Here is a 17398-nt window from a genome sequence, read left to right on the forward strand (position 1 = left end):
AACGGACTCAGCGGGTAGAGCGCGCAATGTGCGCCCTGTCCTGCTGTCTCCGATCCTGATGCTGATCCTCGCCCCGCTGCTGCTCGCCAATGCGCCGGTGGACGGCGAGCCCGACGACAGCAAGGTACCGATCCCCGCCGCGATCCGCTCGATGCTCGACGCCGCGATCGAGAGCGGCAACGACGGCGACGTGTCGGTGGTGGTCAAATATGCGCGCCTCGCCGACCCCGCGAGCGCGGACGCGGTGCTCGCGATCGCGCAGCAATGGCGCAACGACCGCGCCCAGGCCCGGCAGACGACGATCCGCCAGGCGAGCATGTTCGACCTGTGGAGCGGCCGCGCCGAGCTTGGCGGCTACATCACCACCGGCAACACCGACAGCAAGGGCGGCTCGGCGGTGCTCGACCTGACCCGCGAGGGGCTGCAATGGCGGCACAAGTTCCACATCCAGGCGGACTATCAGGAGAACGCCGGGATCACGACGCGCGAACATTATCTCGCCAGCTACGAACCGAACTACAAGATCAAGGACCGCGTCTATCTCTACGGCGCGGCGCAATATGAAGAGGATCGCTTCCTCGGCTTCTACCATCGCTATTCAGCGTCGACCGGCGTCGGCTACAGCGCGATCAAGACCTCGGCGATCCGTCTCGACATCGAACTCGGCCCGGCCTTCCGCCAGACGTCGTTCACCGACGAGACCGAGCAGAGCAATATCGCGGCCCGCGGCACGTTGGCGTTCAACTGGCGCCTGCTGCCCGGCCTGTCGGTGACGCAGAATGCCTCCGCTTATGTGCAGAGTTCGAACTCGACGCTGAGCGGCACGACCTCGGTCAACGCCAAGCTGATCGGGCCGCTCTCCGCCGCGCTGTCGTACAACGTCCAATATGAAAGCATGCCGCCGATCGGCTCGCTCTCAACCGACACGACGAGCCGGGCATCGCTGGTGTACAGCTTCTAGGCGGGATCGACTTTCACTCCCTCAGGGCACGGGCCATTGCCTATGGCTGGGGTGGTGAGGTGGTGAGGTGGTGAGGTTCGATCGCTTTCCTCATCATAGCCGTCACCCCGGACTCGTTCCGGGGTCCACCCATCCGCAAGAGAATGATGTCGGATCACACCCTTCTCCCCGCCGCAAAGTGGACCCCGGAACACGTCCGGGGTGACGGAATGGGGTTGGAAGCGACCGGCTCAGACACGTTCCTACGTGATAGCCCGCCCAGGGGGAGGAATTTCCTCCAGGCTTCGAATGTCGATCCGGCATAGGCGGGATCGACATTCAAGCTCCGGAGATGGCGCCGGCCCCGGCAGGGCAAATCTTTCGTGTGGACGTTCGCTTGGGTCCGCCGCCTCGTCATCCCACCCCGTCACCCCGGACCTGTTCCGGGGTCCACTCTGCGGCGGGGAGAACGGCTTAAGTCGACACCATTCTCTTGCGGCTGGGTGGACCCCGGAACACGTCCGGGGTGACGCATCGAACGAAAAGCCCATCGGCCCCCATCCGCCCAGCCATATACGATTGTCGTGCCCCACGGGGGGTACGGCGTGCGCCGAAGAGCATGGAACGCGGCGCACCGCCCCGATACCGCACGCGCCTCGCGCCTCACACCGGTTCCCCCCGCCCCGCCCTTGGGCTAACGTTCGGGGATGAGAGGATTGCCGGACGACGAAATGGCGCTGGTCGAGGCGATCGACCAGGCCGGGATGCTGGATCAGGTCGAACGCTGGGCGGCGGTCAACAGCGGGACGCGCAACCTCGCCGGCGTCGCGCGCATGGCCGACCTCCTCGCCGACGCCTTCGCGGTGCTGCCCGGTGAGATCGCGCTGGTCGAGCCGGAAGCCGCCGAAGCTGTCGGCGCCGACGGCCGCGTCTCGGCCATCGCGCACGGCCGCCACCTCCATCTCTGCGTCCGGCCGGCGGCGCCGGTGCAGATGCTGTTCACCGGCCATATGGATACCGTCTATCCCGCCGATCATCCCTTCCAGACGCTGACCCACCGTGCCGACGGCACGATCAACGGCCCCGGCACGGCCGACATGAAGGGCGGGCTGGCGGTGATGCTCGCCGCGCTCCGGGCTGTGGAGGCGTCCGGCGACGCGCGGCTCGGCTACGAAGTGGTCATCAATTCCGACGAGGAGACCGGGTCGCTGTCGTCCGCGGCGTTGCTCGCCCGCGCCGCGCGGGGCAAGGTGGCGGCGCTGACCTACGAACCCGCGCTGCCCGACGGCACGCTCGCCGGCGCGCGCGGCGGCACCGGCAATTTCTCGATCGTCGTGCGCGGCCGCAGCGCACATGCCGGGCGCAATCCCGACGACGGCCGCAACGCCATCGTCGCCGCCGCCGCGCTCGCGGTGCGGCTGGCGGAGGCCCGCGCGCCCGGGCTCGCCGTCAATCCGGCGCGTATCGACGGTGGCGGCCCGAACAACGTCGTCCCCGATCTTGCCGTCCTGCGCATCAACTTCCGCCCGGCCGCCGCCGCCGAGATCGCCCGCGCCCGTGCGGCGATCGACGCGGCCGTCGCCGACGTCGCGGCGGCGCACGATGTCGCCATCACCGTCCATGGCGGCTTCAACCGCCCGCCCAAGCCGGTGGATGCCGGCGCGCAGCGCCTGTTCGGCCTCGTCGCCCACGTGGGGAGCGATCTGGGCATCGCGATCGGCTGGCGCGCGACCGGCGGCGTGTGCGACGGCAACAATATCGCCGCCGCCGGCGTGCCCGTCGTCGACACGATGGGCGTGCGCGGCGGCGCGATCCATTCGGCGGACGAATTCATGATCGTCGACAGCCTTGCCGAGCGCGCGGCGCTGTCGGCGCTCACCATCCACCGCATCATGCGAAAGGGCCATGCATGACCTTCCGGATCAGGGCGGCGCGTGCCGACGACCTGCAGCATCTCTACGAAATGGCGAAGCTCACCGGCGGCGGCTTCACCAACCTGCCGCCTGATCGCAAGGCGCTGCGCGGCAAGCTGGAGCGGGCCGGCGCCGCCTTCGCCCGGACGGACGGGCCGCTCGCCGACGAACTGTTCGTGCTGATGCTGGAGAATGCCGCGACCGGCGAGGTGCGCGGCACCTGCCAGCTGTTCACCCAGGTCGGGCAGCAGCATCCCTTCTACAGCTATCGCCTCGGCACGCTGGCCCAGCACAGCAAGGAACTGGCGCGCACCTTCCGCGCCGAGATGCTGGCGCTGACCACCGATCTGGAGGGATCGTGCGAAGTCGGCGGGCTGTTCCTCCATCCCGGCGAGCGCGCCGGCGGACTCGGCCTGCTGCTCGCGCGCAGCCGCTATCTGTTCATCCGCGCGCATCGCGCCCGCTTCGCCGACCGCATCCTCGCCGAATTGCGCGGCGTGATCGACGAGGCGGGCGGCTCGCCCTTCTGGGACGGGCTGGCGGGGCGGTTCTTCGGGATGAATTTCCAGGACGCCGACCAGTTCAACGCGATCAACGGTCACCAGATGATCGCCGACCTGATGCCCAAGCATCCCATCTATACCGCGATGCTCTCCGAAGCGGCGCGCTCTGCGATCGGCCTGCCGCATCCCAGCGGCCGCGCCGCGATGCGGATGCTGGAGAACGAGGGGTTCAGCTACGAACATTATGTCGACATCTTCGACGGCGGGCCGACGATGACCGCCCGCACCGATCGGGTGAAGACGGTCGAACAGGCGCGCGAGCGGCGGATCGTCGCGATCGATGGCGATGACGGCGACGAATCGCTGGTCGCCGTCGGGCGACTGGCGGACTTCCGCTGCGCGTTCGGCATGGTCCGCCATATCGACGGCGGCATCGCCTTGTCGCGCGCCTGCGCCGAGGTGCTCGGCGTGCGCGAGGGGGACGAGGTGTTGCAGGTGCCGCGGTGGTGATCGAGATCAATTTCGACGGCATCGTCGGACCGAGCCACAATTATGCCGGCCTCTCCGTCGGCAATCTCGCCGCCACCGCGCATGCCGGTCAGGTGTCGCAGCCGCGCGCGGCGGCGTTGCAGGGGCTCGACAAGATGCGCGCCAGCCTCGCCCTCGGGCTGACGCAGGGCGTGCTGCTGCCGCACCGCCGGCCCGACCGCGCCTGGCTCGAGACGCTCTCGACCAGCTATGACGCCGCCTCGCCGCTGTTGCAGGCGCAGGCGATGTCCGCCTCGGCGATGTGGGCCGCCAATGCCGCGACGGTCTCGCCCGGCCCGGACACCGCTGACGGCCGCTGCCATCTGACCGTCGCCAACCTGATGACGATGCCGCATCGCAGCCACGAATGGCCCGAGACGCTGGCGCAGCTGCGCATCGCCTTCGCGCACGACGCGTTCGCGGTGCACGGGCCGATCCCGGCCCCGTTCGGGGACGAGGGCGCGGCCAACCATATGCGGCTCGCCGCGTCGCACGACACGCCCGGCGTGGAAGTGTTCGTCTATACCGTCGCCGGCGGTCATTTCCCGGCGCGCCAGCATCTGCAGGCGAGCGCCGCGATCGCCCGTGCCCACCGGCTCGACCCCGCACGGACCCTGTTCGTTCAACAATCGGCGGAGGCGGTCGCCGCCGGCGCCTTCCACAATGACGTCGTCGCGGTCGCCAATGAACGCGTGCTGTTCGCGCACGAACAGGCCTTCGCCGACAAGGACCGGTTCTACGCCGACCTGCGCCGCCTGCTCCCCGAGGTGGAGATCGTCGAGGTCCCGGCACACGAGGTCAGCCTCGCCGACGCGATCGCCTCCTACCTCTTCAACGCGCAGCTGGTGACGACCGCCGACGGTCCGACGCTGGTGGTCCCCAAGGAAGCGAGGGGCAACAAAGCGGTCTGGAACTGGCTCGAACGGCATCAGGCGGGCAACGGCCCGATCCGCCGCGTCGAGACGGTCGACGTCACCCAGTCGATGGCGAACGGCGGCGGCCCCGCCTGCCTGCGGCTGCGCGTCGTCGCCGATCCCGCCATGATCGATCCGCGCTTCCTGGTCGACGCGGCCAGGCTCGACGCCATCGGCGCCATCGTGCAACGCTGGTGGCCGGAGGCGATCGATCCCGGCGCGCTCGGCGAGCCCGCGCTCGTCCGCGATATCGAGGCCGCGCACGATCGCCTGTGGGAGGCGCTGGGCCTGTCGGGTTAATTGACAGTTAACCCTGTCGCGAGCCCGGGAAATGGCGGATTTCCGCCATTGGCCCGGTGCTTGCTTAAAGCAGGCGCATGTGGACCCGGATCAAACGCCTCTTCACCATCAAGACCAAGTTCGAGGCCTTCCTCGTCATCTACGGCCTTGGCCTCGGCGCGGTGGAGCGCGGCATCCACTACCTTCAGCATTATCCGGGCTACGGCGGCTGGCTGCTGTTTGCCTGCTGCCCGATCGCGGTGTTCATGGTGGGCGGCGTGCTGCTCGATTCGGTCGAGCGGCGGCAGTCGGACTAGGGCCGCCTAATAGGATAAGTTCGTCGCTTCCCGGCGCGGGATGCTTATCTCAACGCGGATGAGCGGGCTGACCCATTTACAACGGCTTGAAGCCGAAAGCATTCACATCATGCGCGAAGTCGTCGCCGAGGCCGAACGGCCGGTGATGCTCTATTCGGTCGGCAAGGATTCGGCAGTGATGCTGCACCTCGCGCGCAAGGCTTTCTTCCCGGCAAGGCCGCCCTTCCCTCTGCTTCATGTTGATACGACGTGGAAATTTCGCGCGATGTACGATCTGCGCGATCGTGCGGCGGCAGCGGCCGGGATGGAGCTGATCGTCCACACCAATCCCGACGCGCTCGCCGCCGGCATCAATCCGTTCGATCACGGCAGCCGCCATACCGATTTGTGGAAGACGGAGGGGCTAAAACAGGCGCTGAAGGCGGGCGGCTATGACGTCGCCTTCGGCGGTGCGCGGCGCGACGAGGAGAAGAGCCGCGCCAAGGAGCGGATTTTCTCCTTCCGCTCGGCCAGCCAGGGCTGGGACCCCAAGGCACAGCGCCCCGAATTGTGGAACCTGTACAACGCGCGCATCCACCGCGGTGAGAGCATCCGCGTCTTCCCGCTGTCCAACTGGACTGAACTCGATATCTGGCAATACATCCTCGATCAGGGGATCGAGATCGTCCCGCTCTATTTCGCCGCGCCGCGCCCGACCGTGGAGCGCGACGGCATGCTGCTGATGGTCGATGACGACCGCTTCCGCCTGCTGCCGGGCGAAGTGCCGGTCGAACGCTCGATCCGTTTCCGCACGCTCGGCTGCTATCCGCTGACCGGCGCGGTGGAGAGCGAGGCCGCGACGCTGCCGGCGGTGATCCAGGAGATGCTGCTCACCACCACCTCCGAACGCCAGGGCCGCGCGATCGACCACGATCAGGCCGCGAGCATGGAAAAGAAGAAGCGCGAGGGGTATTTCTGATGCGTATTGCTCACACATTCCTCCCCCGCCAGGGGGAGGTGGCGGTGCGAAGCACCGACGGAGGGGGAGGATACGGCAAGCCCGGCATTTCCGGCACCGCCCCCTCCACCCGGCTGCGCTGCGCGCGCCTCCGCCCCCGCGTCGCGAGGGAGGCAGTGATCGCATGACCGCCTACACTCCTGACGCGCTCATCGCGGCGGACATCCACGCCTATCTCGACGGCCACGCGCACAAGTCGATGCTGCGCTTCATCACCTGCGGTTCGGTGGACGACGGCAAGTCGACGCTCATCGGCCGCCTGCTCTACGATTCGAAGACGATCTTCGAAGACCAGCTCAGCCAGCTCGAAGCGGACAGCAAGCGCCTCGGTACGCAGGGGCAGAATATCGACTTCGCCTTGCTCGTCGACGGCCTCGCCGCCGAGCGCGAACAGGGCATCACGATCGACGTCGCCTATCGCTTCTTCGCGACCGACAAGCGCAAGTTCATCGTCGCCGACACGCCGGGCCACGAACAATATACCCGCAACATGGTCACCGGCGCATCGACCGCGGACCTCGCCGTGATCCTGATCGACGCGCGCAAGGGCGTGCTGACGCAGACGCGGCGGCATTCCTTTCTGGCGCATCTGATCGGCATCCGTCACATCGTACTCGCGGTGAACAAGATGGATCTCGTCGGTCACGATCGATCCCGGTTCGAGGAGATCGTCGCCGATTACAGCGCCTTCGCGCACAGCATCGGCATCACCGGCTTCACCGCCATCCCGCTTTCGGGGCTGACCGGCGCCAACATCACGACCCGCTCCGACGCAATGCCGTGGTACGACGGTCCGGCGCTGCTGCCGCATCTGGAGACGGTGCCGGTCGAGGCCGATGCGGCGGGCGGCGCGCCGTTCCGCCTGCCGGTCCAGTGGGTCAACCGCCCCGACCTCGACTTTCGCGGGTTCGCGGGGACAATCGCGGCGGGTCGCATCCATGTCGGCGATCCCGTGCGCATCGTTCCTTCGGGCAAGACGTCCCGGGTCGCGCGTATCGTCACGTTCGACGGCGACCGCGACGAAGCCGGTGCCGGCGAGGCGGTGACGCTGGTGCTCGCCGATGAGGTGGATTGCTCGCGCGGCGACGTCATCGCTGCGGCCGACGCCCCGCTGGAGGCCGCCAACCAGTTCGAGGCGACGGTCATCTGGCTCGCCGACACCGCGCTGGTGCCCGGGCGCGGCTATTGGCTCAAGCTAGGCACGCGCACGGTCGGCGCCACGGTGCAGCCGCCCGCTTATGTCGTCGACGTCAACACGCAGGCGCACCTTTCCGCCAAGACGCTCGAACTCAACGATATCGGCGTGGCGGAGGTGTTCACCGACGCACCGCTCGTCTTCGCGCCCTACGAGCATAGCCACACGCTCGGCGGCTTCATCCTGATCGATCGCGAAACCAACGCCACCGTCGCTGCCGGCCTGATCCACCATGCGCTGCGCCGGGCGCAGAACGTCCACTGGCAGTCGGTCGACATCACCCGCGAGGCGCATGCCCGTCAGAAGGGCCAGTCGCCGCGCCTCCTGTGGTTCACCGGCCTGTCGGGCTCGGGCAAGTCGACGATCGCCAATCTCGTCGAGAAGAAGCTCCACGCGCTGGGGCGCCATAGCTTCCTGCTCGATGGCGACAACGTCCGTCACGGCCTCAACAAGGACCTGGGGTTCAGCGATGCCGACCGGATCGAGAACATCCGCCGTGTCGGTGAGGTCGCCAAATTAATGACCGACGCCGGACTGATCGTGCTCACCGCCTTCATCTCGCCGTTCCGGGCCGAACGCGATCTGGTGCGCAAGCTGCTGCCCGCGGGCGAATTCGTCGAGATCTTCGTCGATACGCCGCTGGCCGAGGCGGAGGCCCGCGACCCCAAGGGCCTCTATGCCAAGGCGCGTGCCGGCGAGATCGCGCATTTCACCGGCATCTCCAGCCCCTACGAGCCGCCCGAGCGTCCCGACATCCATATCGACACGCGCCGCGAAAGCGCCGAGGCTGCCGCCGAACGGATCGTCGAACATGTGCTCGGCGTATGGAGTTTCGAATTGTGAGCGCCCCGGTCACCGATGTCGAACTGGCACGCAGCATCGCCGAGGAAGCGGGCGCGCTGCTGCTCGCGCTTCGCGACCGCGGCGACGTGTCGGGCAAGGCGCTCGGCGACATCGGTGATCGCGAAGCGAATGTGCTGATCCTCGACCGGCTCCGCGCCGCGCGGCCGGACGACTTCATCCTGTCCGAAGAGTCGATCGACGATCGGGCCCGCTGCGCCGCGGAGCGGGTGTGGATCGTCGATCCGCTCGACGGCACGCGCGATTATGCCGAGGGGCTGGACGATTGGGCGGTGCATATCGGCCTCGCGATCGGCGGTCGCCCGACGGTGGGTGCCGTCGCGGTGCCGACGACCGGCCGCGTCTACACCACTGCCGAGGCACGCTGCACGCAGCTGCGCAGCGCCGCGGCGCCGCGGATGGTGGTCAGCCGCACCCGTGCCACCGACATGGTCGAGCGCGTCGGGCGTGCGCTCGCGACGACCCGCGTCGGCATGGGCTCGGCCGGGGTCAAGGCGATGGCGGTGGTCGATGGCCGCGCCGACATCTACCTGCACGACGGCGGTCAATATGAGTGGGACAATTGCGCTCCCGCCGCGGTCGCGCTGGCGGCCGGCCTGCACGCCTCGCGCATCGACGGCAGTCCTTTGGTCTACAATTGCGAGAACCCGCTGCTGCCCGACCTGCTCATCTGCCGGCCGGAACTCGCCGACCAGGTGCTCGCTGCGGTCGCTGCCGCTACGGCGTGACCGCGGCCCCGGCTTCGGCCCCGGCCTCGGCCTTCGCCTCGGCCAGGCTCGCCGCATTCGCGTAGCGGCGGGCGATCACCGCGCAGGCGATCAGCTGGATCTGGTGGAACAGCATCACCGGCAGCAGCACCGCACCGACCTGCGCCGCCGGAAACAGCACCCCCGCCATCGGCACGCCCGAGGCAAGGCTCTTCTTCGAGCCGCAGAACAGCAGCACGATGGCATCCTCGCGGCTGAAGCCCAGCGCCCTGCCGGCGACCCAGGTGAACACGAGCACCACCGCCAGCAGCACCGAACACAGGACGCCGATCAGCAGCAGGTCGGCCGGCGACACGCGGCTCCACAGCCCCTCGACCACGGCGGCGCCGAAGGCGCTGTAGACGACGAGCAGGATCGAGCCGCGGTCGACGATCGTCAGCAGCCGCTTCTGCCGCGCGACGAGACCGCCGATCCACGGCCGCAGCAGATGCCCGGCGAGGAACGGCACGAGCAGCTGCCCGACGATCGATTCGACCGCCGACAGCGAGATGCCGCCGCCCTGCCCCTCGACGCCACTGCCGATCAGCAGGGCGACCAGCGCCGGCGTCAGCACGATGCCGATGAGGTTCGAGAAGGACGCGCTGCACACCGCCGCGGCGACATTGCCGCGTGCGATCGCGGTAAAGGCGATCGACGACTGCACCGTCGACGGCAGCAGCGTGAGGAACAGCATCCCGACCGCAACGGGTCCGGCGAGCCCCGGCACCTGTTCCAGCCCGATGCCGAGCAGCGGGAACACCAGGAACGTCGTGGCGAACACGGCGAGGTGCAACCGCCAGTTTCGCGCCCCTTCCCAGATCGCGTCGCGAGACAGTTTTGCACCATGCAAAAAGAACAACAACACAATCCCAACATCCGCAGCACCGGCGGCGACGTCCGCCCACGGGCCGCGGGCGGGCAAAACGCTGGCGAGCACCACGGTGCCGAGCAGCATCAGGATGAAGGGTTCGAACAGGGACAGGATCGCACGCAGCATCACAGGCGCTTAGGCCAGCTGCCGCGGCCCTGCCACCCCGCGATGATGGAAAGCGGATATGAAAACCCCCGCCGGACCATCGCTGGTCCGCGGGGGAGATCCTGGTGCGCCCGGAACGATTCGAACGTCCGACCCTCAGATTCGTAGTCTGATGCTCTATCCAGCTGAGCTACGGGCGCACATTGGAGGCGCGCTGATAGCAGACGTTTCGAACCGCGCAAGTGCGTTGCGCCATTTTCTGCGACCGCATAGACCGATGGCATGAAAACCGCCCCCCTGCTCGCGCTCCTGCTCCTCCCGCTTGGGGGCTGTGCGCAGGATAGGACGCGCTATCCGTCGCTGGCGCCGCGCGCGGTGGAGAAGCTGGGCTTTGCCGAACCCGAGGTGACGATCGCCGAAGCCAAGCCCGACCCAGCCCTGGATGCGCGCATCGCGACGTGGCAGGGCACGCTCGACGCGGTATCCAAGGGCTTCGGCGCCGATGCCGCAAAGGCCGAGACCGCCGCGGCGCGCGCGCGCGGCAAGGGCGTTGGCAGCGACGCGTGGCTCGACGCGCAATCGGCGCTGGCCGGGCTCGACGACTGGCGTGCGCAGACCTCTGCGTTGCTCACCGACATCGATCAGGCCGCGACGGATCGCGCCGCCGCACTGGCGCCCGCCTATCCCACGCTTGCGACGCTGCGCGCGCGCGTGGTGGCCGAGGCAGACCGGCAGAGCGGCACGATCGACCGGCTACAGGCGACCCTGCCCGCCGCCTAACGGCGCCATTTGAGCAAAGGCAGGATCGTCGAATAATCGTCGGTCCAGGCTTCGAAGCCCGCCCGCGGCACCAACGGCACCCAGCGCGGCTCCGCTGCCGCCAGCGTGCGGATCGTCGCCGGGTCCCGCGACAGCGCGATCCACTGGCTGGCCGAGGCCAACGGCGTGCGCTGCGCCGGCTGGTAATAGAGCTTCGCCGCCTGCCACCCGCCCGCCTGCGCTGCCGCCGCGACGACGGGCTCGAGGTCGAGGAAGCGGTTGGAGACGTGGACGAGCAGCAGCCCCCTGGGTTGCAGCACATGCGCGTAATCGGCGAACGCCTCGCGCGTCATCAGGTGCATCGGGATCGCGTCCGATGAAAAGGCATCGAGCGCGAGCAGGTCGAGGCTGGCCGGCCGGTCGGCCTCAAGGCTGATGCGGGCATCGCCGATGCGGATGTCCGGCCGCGGCAGGCAGTCCTTGAGGTAGGTGAACTGGCCGGTATCGCGGGCGATGCGCACCACCGCCGGGTCGATCTCGTAGAAGCGCCAGCGCTGCGCCGGCTGCGCGTAGCAGGCGAGCGTGCCGGTGCCGAGACCGACAATGCCGACGCGCGCCGTCGGACCATAGAGCCGGTCGAGCGCCGCCATGGCGCGGCCGATGCCGGAGGGCGCCGCATAATAGGTGGTCGGCAGGCGTTCGAGCACCGGGCTGCCGGTGAACTGGATGCCGTGCACCGTGGTACCGTGATCGAGTTCGCGCACGCCGCGCGTATCGCGGATCGTGTAGACGCCGAAATAGCTGCGCGTGCGCGCGCCATGCTCCAGCGACAGCTCGACCGCACGCCAGCCGCCGAAGATCACCAGCGTCACCGCCAGGATCAGCGCATAGGACAGCCGCGCGCCGACCGAGATCACGCCGATCACGGCTATGCCGATGAAGGTCAGCCCCTGATGCCCCTCGCCGAACAGCTCCGCCGGGCCGCGGAAGGTCAGCGTCGCGAGCAGCACCAGCGCCGCCACCACGCCGGCATAGGCCAGCCGTCGCTTGGCCGGCGTCGTCCACAGGCTGCGGATGCCGTGGGTCAGGAACACCTGCGGCACGAGCAGTCCCGCCGCGAAGATCAGGATCGGATATTCGTAGGTCCAGTCGAACACCACCGGTGCGACCAGCCCCGCGAAGATCCCGCCAAGCGCGCCGCCGAACGCCATCGCCAGATAGAAACCGGTCAGCCGGTCGGGCTCGGGTCGCAGCCGGTACATCTGCGTGTGCAGCGCCACCGACACCATGAACAGCAGCGTCAGCGCGATGCCGAGATTGACCAGCGGCGATTCGTTGAAGCCGCCGATCATCACGCCGCCGAACATCAGGATGGTGATCGGCGCGATCCGGGTGAGCAGGTCGGCGATCTCGCGATTGGCGGCAAAGGCGATGGTGAAGCTGAGCAGGTAGAGGCCGAGCGGCAGCACCCAGAGCAGCGGCATCGCGACGATGTCGGTGGTGATATAGGTCGAGGTCGCGAGCATCAGCCCCGACGGCACCAGCGCCAGCGCGATCCAGTGCAACACCCGCCGCGGCGTCGCCGGTTCGCTGGTCGGCCGTGCCACGTCGGCACCCGCACCGCGCGGCAGGCGAACGGCGCAGGCGATCACCAGCACGATGAGCAGCAGATAGCCGCCGCTCCACAACCAGCTCTGCTGGCGCAGCGCGAGCAGCGGCTCGACAACCAAAGGATAGGCGATCAGCCCGCCAAAACTGCCGAGGTTGGAGGCGGCGTAGAGGGCATAGGGATCGCCTTCACGGCTGGCGATGCTGAACCAGCGTTGCACCAACGGCGCCTGCGCGGAGACGGCGAAGAACAGCGGCCCGATCGAGGCGCCGAGCAGCCAGGGCACCCACAGGGCCGGCGTGACGCCGGCGTGGCTGCCGGTCAGCGCGAGTCCGATCGGCAGCCACGCCGCGCCGATCAGCAGCACCGCGACATGGATCGCCGCCTGCAACCAAGGCCGCACCCGCGCCAGCGCGTGCGCATAGGCATAACCGCCAAGCAGCAGCGTCTGGTAGACGAGCATCGCCGAATTCCACACCGCCGGCGCGCCGCCGAGCCGCGGCAGCGCCATCCGCGCGACCATCGGCTGGACGAGGAAGAGCAGGAACGATCCGGTGAGGATCGTGACGACGAAGGTGATCCGGCAGGCGCGCGTGGCGGCCGGCGATGATGCGGTCATGCGCTCCGTTCGATCACATAGACGATATGTCGGGACAGCGGATGATCCGCGGCGAATTTGGGATGCGCGAAGTCGAGGTCGGGACGCGCGCTCATGCCGAGCCGCCGCATCAGCCCCCAGGAGGCGGTGTTCGCCGGCACCGTCCACGCCGCGATCCGCGCGCGATCCGTGTTGGCGAAGCCCCAGGTGAGGCTCGCCGCCGCAGCCTCGCGCGCATAGCCCTGCCCCCATGCCGCGCGCGCGAAGCGCCAGCCGATCTCCAGTTCGTCCGCCACGCCGGTGCCGGGCGGACCGCCGACACGCAGACCGCAATAACCGAGCAACCGCGCGTCATCGCGCCGCTCAACCGCCCACAGGCAATGGCCCGAAGCCGCCTGGCCGGCGATCTGGCGGTCGATCATCGCATCGCTCGCCGCCGCGTCGATCGGGCCGTCGAGATAGCGCATGACCTCGGGATCGCGGTTGATCGCCGCGAACGCCGCGCGGTCGTCGTCACGCCATCCGCGCAGGATCAGCCGTTCGGTCTCGATCCGGAAATCAGCCATTCAGCAGTCGCGCCGCATGCGCCGCATGATAGGTGAGCACGCCCGAACAGCCGGCGCGCTTGAACGCCATCAGCGTCTCCAGCACCAACGCGTCACGCTCGCCCGCCCCCGCCGCGACCGAGGCCTCCAGCATCGCATATTCGCCCGACACCTGATAGGCGAACACCGGCACCTCGAAGCGCGTCTTCACCCGCACGATGATGTCGAGATACGGCAATCCCGGCTTGACCATCACGCTGTCCGCGCCCTCGGCGAGATCGAGCGCGACCTCGCGGAGCGCCTCCTCGGCGTTGGAGGCATCCATCTGATAGGTCTTCTTGTCGCCCTTCAGCAGCCCGCGACTGCCGACCGCGTCGCGAAACGGGCCGTAGAAGCCGCTGGCGTATTTCGCGGCATAGCTCATGATCTGGACGTTATGCGCGCCCTCGCCTTCCAGCGCGCTGCGGATCATGCCGATGCGGCCGTCCATCATGTCGGACGGCGCGATGATGTCGGCGCCGGCGCGCGCCTGGTTGAGCGCCTGCTGGATCAACAGGTCGGCGGTCGAGTCGTTGACGACATAGCCCGCCGCATCGACCAGCCCGTCGTGGCCGTGGCTGGTATAGGGATCGAGCGCGACATCGGTCAGCACGCCGACCTCCGGCACCGCATCCTTGATCGCACGAATCGCCCGGCACATCAGATTGTCGGGGTTGAGCGCCTCGCGCCCGTCGTCGGTCTTGAGGTGCGCGGGCGTGAACGGGAACAGCGCCACGCAGGGGATGCCGAGGCCGTGCGCCTCCTTCGCCCGCGCGACGATGCCATCGACCGACCAGCGCGACACGCCCGGCAAACTCTCGATCGGCTGCTCGACGTCCTCGCCCTCGACGATGAACATCGGCCAGATCAGGTCGGCCGGGGTCAACACGGTCTCGGCATGAAGACGGCGGCTCCAACCGCTTGCACGGGTACGGCGCAGACGAAGCGCGGGATAGGCAGCAGTCATGACGCATCCTGTTTGACGAGGTAAGGCGGCTTTGAGGGATCGCGGCGCGCTTGCCAAGCGTTGCGCACCCGTAACCGATCGGAACCTCATGACCCAGTTCACGTCTGCCGCGCTGATCGTCAACGCCAAGTCGCGCCGGGGCCAAGCCTTGTTCGAAAGAGCATGCAAGGCGTTGAGCGGCCTTCCCTATCCGGTGGACGCCCATGCCGTGGAGAATCCCGATGACCTGGTCGAAACGGTCCGCAACGCGCTTGCCAAGAAGCCGCAGCTCGTCATCCTGGGCGGCGGCGACGGCACGATCAGCGGCCTGGTCGACCTGCTCGTCGGCCAGAACGTCGTGCTCGGCGTGCTGCCGCTCGGCACCGCGAACAGCTTCGCGCGCACGCTCGGCCTGCCGCTCGATATCGAGGGCGCGATCGAGGCGATCCGGACCGGTGTTCCCAAGCGCATCGACCTCGGCAAGATCGACGGCGACTATTTCGCCAATTGCGCGGCGATGGGGATCAGCCCGCAGATCGCCGAGACCGTGCCGCACGGGTTGAAGAAGGTCCTGGGCCGCATCGGCTATCTCGGCTGGGCAAGCTGGCAGTTCGCGCGCTTCAAGCCGTTCATCCTGACGGTGGACGACGGCACCGAGGCCAAGACGATGCGCGTCGTCGAGGTGCGTATCTCCAACGGCCCGTATCATGGCGGCACTTGGCTGGTCGACGAAGCCTCGATCAACTCGGGCGAGATCGTCGTCCAGGCGGTGACCGGCCGCTACAAACGGACGCTGGTGAAGAATTGGGCGGCGAGCTTCTTCGGCCACGAATCGCGCCATCAGGATACGGTGACCTTCTCGGGCAAGTCGCTGCGCATCGAGACCAAGCCGTCGCTACCGATCTCGATCGACGGCGAGGTGCTGGCGTATACGCCGGTCACGGCACAGGTGGCGCCGGGCGTGATCGAGGTGATGGTGCCGGCTGCGGCGGCGGGCTGAGTTCACGCGAAGAAGCAAAAGCTTTTTACGGGCAGGCAAAAGTACGCAAAGGGATTCGCTTATCGTGCAATGGAGTTCCCCGTGGATGACCAGAATTAAACGGGGAGGCTAAAGCGAGCGATTGCTACCTAAGCCCTCCGCGTCCTCTGCGCCTCTGCGCGCAATTCCTTCCGCGTCGCGTCTTCGCGAGAATCATCCCACCGGCATCTGCTTGGCGGTCGGTTCGGTGGCAGCCTTGGCGTGCTCCTCGCCCTCGGTAACCGGCATCAACTCGCCTTTGCGCCAGTTGCCGTAGCGATAATAAGCGATCGTCATCACCATCGACGCTGCCGATCCTGCCGGGAAGCTCCACCAGATCGCATCGGCGCCCCAGCTCGGCTGCAAGGCATAGGCGAGGCCGAGCCGGATCGGGAACAGCGCCACCGCGAGGATCAGCAGCGGCCCGACCACCGCGCCGTTGGCGCGCACCGTCGCCGAGAGCACCATCGACACGCCGAACAGCAGGAAGCTCGCCGAGCCGATGATGTTGATATGCGCCGCGAGATCGATCGAGCCGGCATCGCTGCCGAGGAACAATCCCAACGCAGCGCGGTCGAGCACCGCCACCGCGACGATCAAGGCCGCCGTCATCGCGAGGTTGAGCAGCAGCCCCGATCGCGTGATCCGCGCAACGCGATCCCAACGCCCGGCACCGATATTCTGCGCGACCATCGCGCTCACCGCCGCACCGACCGACATCGCCGGCATCTGGATATAGGTCCACAACTGGCTCGCCGCGCCATAAGCGGCAGTGGTCGTGGTGCCATAGCCGTTGACCAGCCCGATCATCGCCAGCGCCGAGCCGGTCGCAACCAGCATCTGCAAACCCATCGGCACGCCCTTGGCGACGATCGGCCGCAGCAGCGCAGGATCGGGAACGAGATAGCGCCACTCGGCGCCGCGCAGTCGCACGACGAGGTCGCGCCGGTAGACATAGGCGAGCAGCCCGGCGAACGAGACCGTGTTGGCGATGAAGGTCGCGGTCGCCGAGCCGGCGATGCCGAGCGCCGGGACCGGCCCCATGCCGCGGATCAGCACCGGGTTGAGCAGCACGTCGATCACCGACCCCAGCGCCATGAACTTGAGCGGGGTCACCGAATCGCCCGCGCCGCGCAGCACCATGCTGAGCAGCACCGCCAGGAAGCTGGTCGGCATGGCGACGAAGATGACGCGCAGATAGGCAAGCGCCAACGGATAGGCGTCCGCCGGCGTACGCAGCGCGGTGAGGATCGCCGGAGCGGCCAGCCAGCCGACCGCGACGACGAGCAGCGACAGGATCGCGAACAGTCCGTGCGCGGTGCCGACGACGCGCCGGACCGCGTCGATATCGCGCCGACCCATCGCCTGGCCGATCAGGATCGTCGCCGCCATGCCGAAGCCGAACACCGCCGACACCAGCAGGAACATGACGAGGCCAGCGTTGGTCGTGGCGGCGAGCGCGCGTTCGCCAAGCAACTGGCCGATCCAGATCGCATTGATCGAGCCGTTGATCGACTGGAGCACGCTCGATCCCAGCGTGGGCAGCGCGAACAGCAGCAGCGTCTTGCCGATCGGGCCCGAGGTCAGGTCGCGTTGCGGTCTCGCCATTCGTGATGCCCCCCTGGTCTCGCGCGCCGGCGAGGGAGGCCCCTTACGCGATATCGACGCGTCCGCGAAGGTGGTGATGACGCCGACGATCGCGAGGCGCTTGAGCT

15 protein-coding genes and 1 tRNA gene are annotated in these 17398 nt (G+C 68.1%); 10 read left to right on the plus strand and 6 right to left on the minus strand.

What is annotated here, in order from left to right; all coding sequences use genetic code 11:
- Positions 1-28: 28 nt before the first annotated feature.
- From HD841_RS08820 to HD841_RS08855, 8 genes are all read left to right on the plus strand, one after another.
- Positions 29-961 (plus strand): DUF481 domain-containing protein, encoded by a 933-nt coding sequence (locus HD841_RS08820; RefSeq protein WP_373562972.1) that lies wholly within the window; start codon positions 29-31, stop codon positions 959-961.
- A gap of 686 nt (positions 962-1647) precedes the next feature.
- Positions 1648-2853, plus strand: coding sequence for a hydrolase (locus HD841_RS08825; protein ID WP_179508495.1), 1206 nt, complete (start codon positions 1648-1650; stop codon positions 2851-2853).
- Entirely contained in the window at positions 2850-3866 is a 1017-nt protein-coding gene (locus HD841_RS08830; RefSeq protein ID WP_179508496.1) for an arginine N-succinyltransferase, read from the plus strand. Before HD841_RS08825 ends, HD841_RS08830 begins: the two co-directional genes overlap by 4 nt.
- Entirely contained in the window at positions 3860-5098 is a 1239-nt protein-coding gene (locus tag HD841_RS08835) for an N-succinylarginine dihydrolase (RefSeq protein WP_179508497.1), read from the plus strand. Before HD841_RS08830 ends, HD841_RS08835 begins: the two co-directional genes overlap by 7 nt.
- Before the next feature lie 77 nt (positions 5099-5175).
- Complete coding sequence (locus HD841_RS08840) at positions 5176-5394, plus strand: hypothetical protein (RefSeq protein ID WP_179508498.1); 219 nt, start codon at positions 5176-5178, stop codon at positions 5392-5394.
- 58 nt (positions 5395-5452) lie between these two features.
- Positions 5453-6352 carry a sulfate adenylyltransferase subunit CysD gene (cysD, locus tag HD841_RS08845; protein ID WP_179508499.1) on the plus strand — a complete coding sequence of 300 codons (900 nt, stop codon included), beginning with the start codon at positions 5453-5455 and terminating at the stop codon, positions 6350-6352.
- Positions 6353-6515: 163 nt separating this feature from the next.
- On the plus strand, positions 6516-8429 hold the full coding sequence (gene cysN / locus HD841_RS08850) for a sulfate adenylyltransferase subunit CysN (RefSeq protein ID WP_179508500.1): 1914 nt from the start codon (positions 6516-6518) through the stop codon (positions 8427-8429).
- A complete protein-coding gene (locus HD841_RS08855) occupies positions 8426-9175 on the plus strand; it encodes a 3'(2'),5'-bisphosphate nucleotidase CysQ (RefSeq protein WP_373562973.1) in 750 nt (249 codons plus the stop codon). Before cysN ends, HD841_RS08855 begins: the two co-directional genes overlap by 4 nt.
- Here the strand turns inward: HD841_RS08855 and HD841_RS08860 are convergent.
- Positions 9165-10190, minus strand: coding sequence for a bile acid:sodium symporter family protein (locus HD841_RS08860; RefSeq protein ID WP_179508502.1), 1026 nt, complete (start codon positions 10188-10190; stop codon positions 9165-9167). The genes HD841_RS08855 and HD841_RS08860 overlap by 11 nt on opposite strands.
- A gap of 102 nt (positions 10191-10292) precedes the next feature.
- Positions 10293-10369: transfer RNA gene (locus tag HD841_RS08865), tRNA-Arg, on the minus strand.
- An 82-nt stretch (positions 10370-10451) separates the two neighbouring features.
- On the opposite strand from HD841_RS08865, the gene HD841_RS08870 reads away from it, so the two are divergent.
- The gene (locus HD841_RS08870) at positions 10452-10949 is read left to right on the plus strand and encodes a hypothetical protein (protein ID WP_179508503.1); all 498 of its coding nucleotides are present in this window, start codon (positions 10452-10454) and stop codon (positions 10947-10949) included.
- Here the strand turns inward: HD841_RS08870 and HD841_RS08875 are convergent.
- Genes HD841_RS08875 through hemB form a run of 3 tightly spaced genes read right to left on the minus strand, consistent with a single transcriptional unit; the run spans position 10946 to position 14686 of the window.
- Positions 10946-13156 (minus strand): fused MFS/spermidine synthase, encoded by a 2211-nt coding sequence (locus HD841_RS08875; protein WP_179508504.1) that lies wholly within the window; start codon positions 13154-13156, stop codon positions 10946-10948. The two genes, HD841_RS08870 and HD841_RS08875, sit on opposite strands and share 4 nt — an antisense overlap.
- A complete protein-coding gene (locus HD841_RS08880) occupies positions 13153-13701 on the minus strand; it encodes a GNAT family N-acetyltransferase (protein WP_179508505.1) in 549 nt (182 codons plus the stop codon). The genes HD841_RS08875 and HD841_RS08880 overlap by 4 nt, the downstream gene beginning before the upstream one ends.
- Positions 13694-14686 (minus strand): porphobilinogen synthase, encoded by a 993-nt coding sequence (hemB, locus tag HD841_RS08885; protein ID WP_179508506.1) that lies wholly within the window; start codon positions 14684-14686, stop codon positions 13694-13696. The genes HD841_RS08880 and hemB overlap by 8 nt, the downstream gene beginning before the upstream one ends.
- Positions 14687-14774: 88 nt before the next feature.
- On the opposite strand from hemB, the gene HD841_RS08890 reads away from it, so the two are divergent.
- The gene (locus HD841_RS08890; protein WP_179508507.1) at positions 14775-15665 is read left to right on the plus strand and encodes a diacylglycerol/lipid kinase family protein; all 891 of its coding nucleotides are present in this window, start codon (positions 14775-14777) and stop codon (positions 15663-15665) included.
- 192 nt (positions 15666-15857) lie between these two features.
- Here the strand turns inward: HD841_RS08890 and HD841_RS08895 are convergent, their stop codons facing one another.
- Entirely contained in the window at positions 15858-17291 is a 1434-nt protein-coding gene (locus HD841_RS08895) for an MATE family efflux transporter (protein ID WP_179508508.1), read from the minus strand.
- Between the last annotated feature and the right edge of the window lie 107 nt (positions 17292-17398).

Source organism: Sphingomonas melonis (assembly GCF_013409985.1).
GTDB classification, from domain to species: Bacteria; Pseudomonadota; Alphaproteobacteria; order Sphingomonadales; family Sphingomonadaceae; genus Sphingomonas; species Sphingomonas melonis_A.

Excerpts from the sequence above, each read along its gene's own strand:
- HD841_RS08825 (WP_179508495.1), top strand. The coding sequence starts at position 1,648 with ATGAGAGGATTGCCGGACGACGAAATGGCGCTGGTCGAGGCGATCGAC.
- HD841_RS08830 (WP_179508496.1), top strand. The coding sequence starts at position 2,850 with ATGACCTTCCGGATCAGGGCGGCGCGTGCCGACGACCTGCAGCATCTC.
- HD841_RS08840 (WP_179508498.1), top strand. The coding sequence starts at position 5,176 with ATGTGGACCCGGATCAAACGCCTCTTCACCATCAAGACCAAGTTCGAG.
- cysD (WP_179508499.1), top strand. The coding sequence starts at position 5,453 with ATGAGCGGGCTGACCCATTTACAACGGCTTGAAGCCGAAAGCATTCAC.
- cysN (WP_179508500.1), top strand. The coding sequence starts at position 6,516 with ATGACCGCCTACACTCCTGACGCGCTCATCGCGGCGGACATCCACGCC.
- HD841_RS08860 (WP_179508502.1), bottom strand. The coding sequence starts at position 10,190 with ATGCTGCGTGCGATCCTGTCCCTGTTCGAACCCTTCATCCTGATGCTG.
- HD841_RS08870 (WP_179508503.1), top strand. The coding sequence starts at position 10,452 with ATGAAAACCGCCCCCCTGCTCGCGCTCCTGCTCCTCCCGCTTGGGGGC.
- HD841_RS08875 (WP_179508504.1), bottom strand. The coding sequence starts at position 13,156 with ATGACCGCATCATCGCCGGCCGCCACGCGCGCCTGCCGGATCACCTTC.
- HD841_RS08880 (WP_179508505.1), bottom strand. The coding sequence starts at position 13,701 with ATGGCTGATTTCCGGATCGAGACCGAACGGCTGATCCTGCGCGGATGG.
- hemB (WP_179508506.1), bottom strand. The coding sequence starts at position 14,686 with ATGACTGCTGCCTATCCCGCGCTTCGTCTGCGCCGTACCCGTGCAAGC.
- HD841_RS08890 (WP_179508507.1), top strand. The coding sequence starts at position 14,775 with ATGACCCAGTTCACGTCTGCCGCGCTGATCGTCAACGCCAAGTCGCGC.
- HD841_RS08895 (WP_179508508.1), bottom strand. The coding sequence starts at position 17,291 with ATGGCGAGACCGCAACGCGACCTGACCTCGGGCCCGATCGGCAAGACG.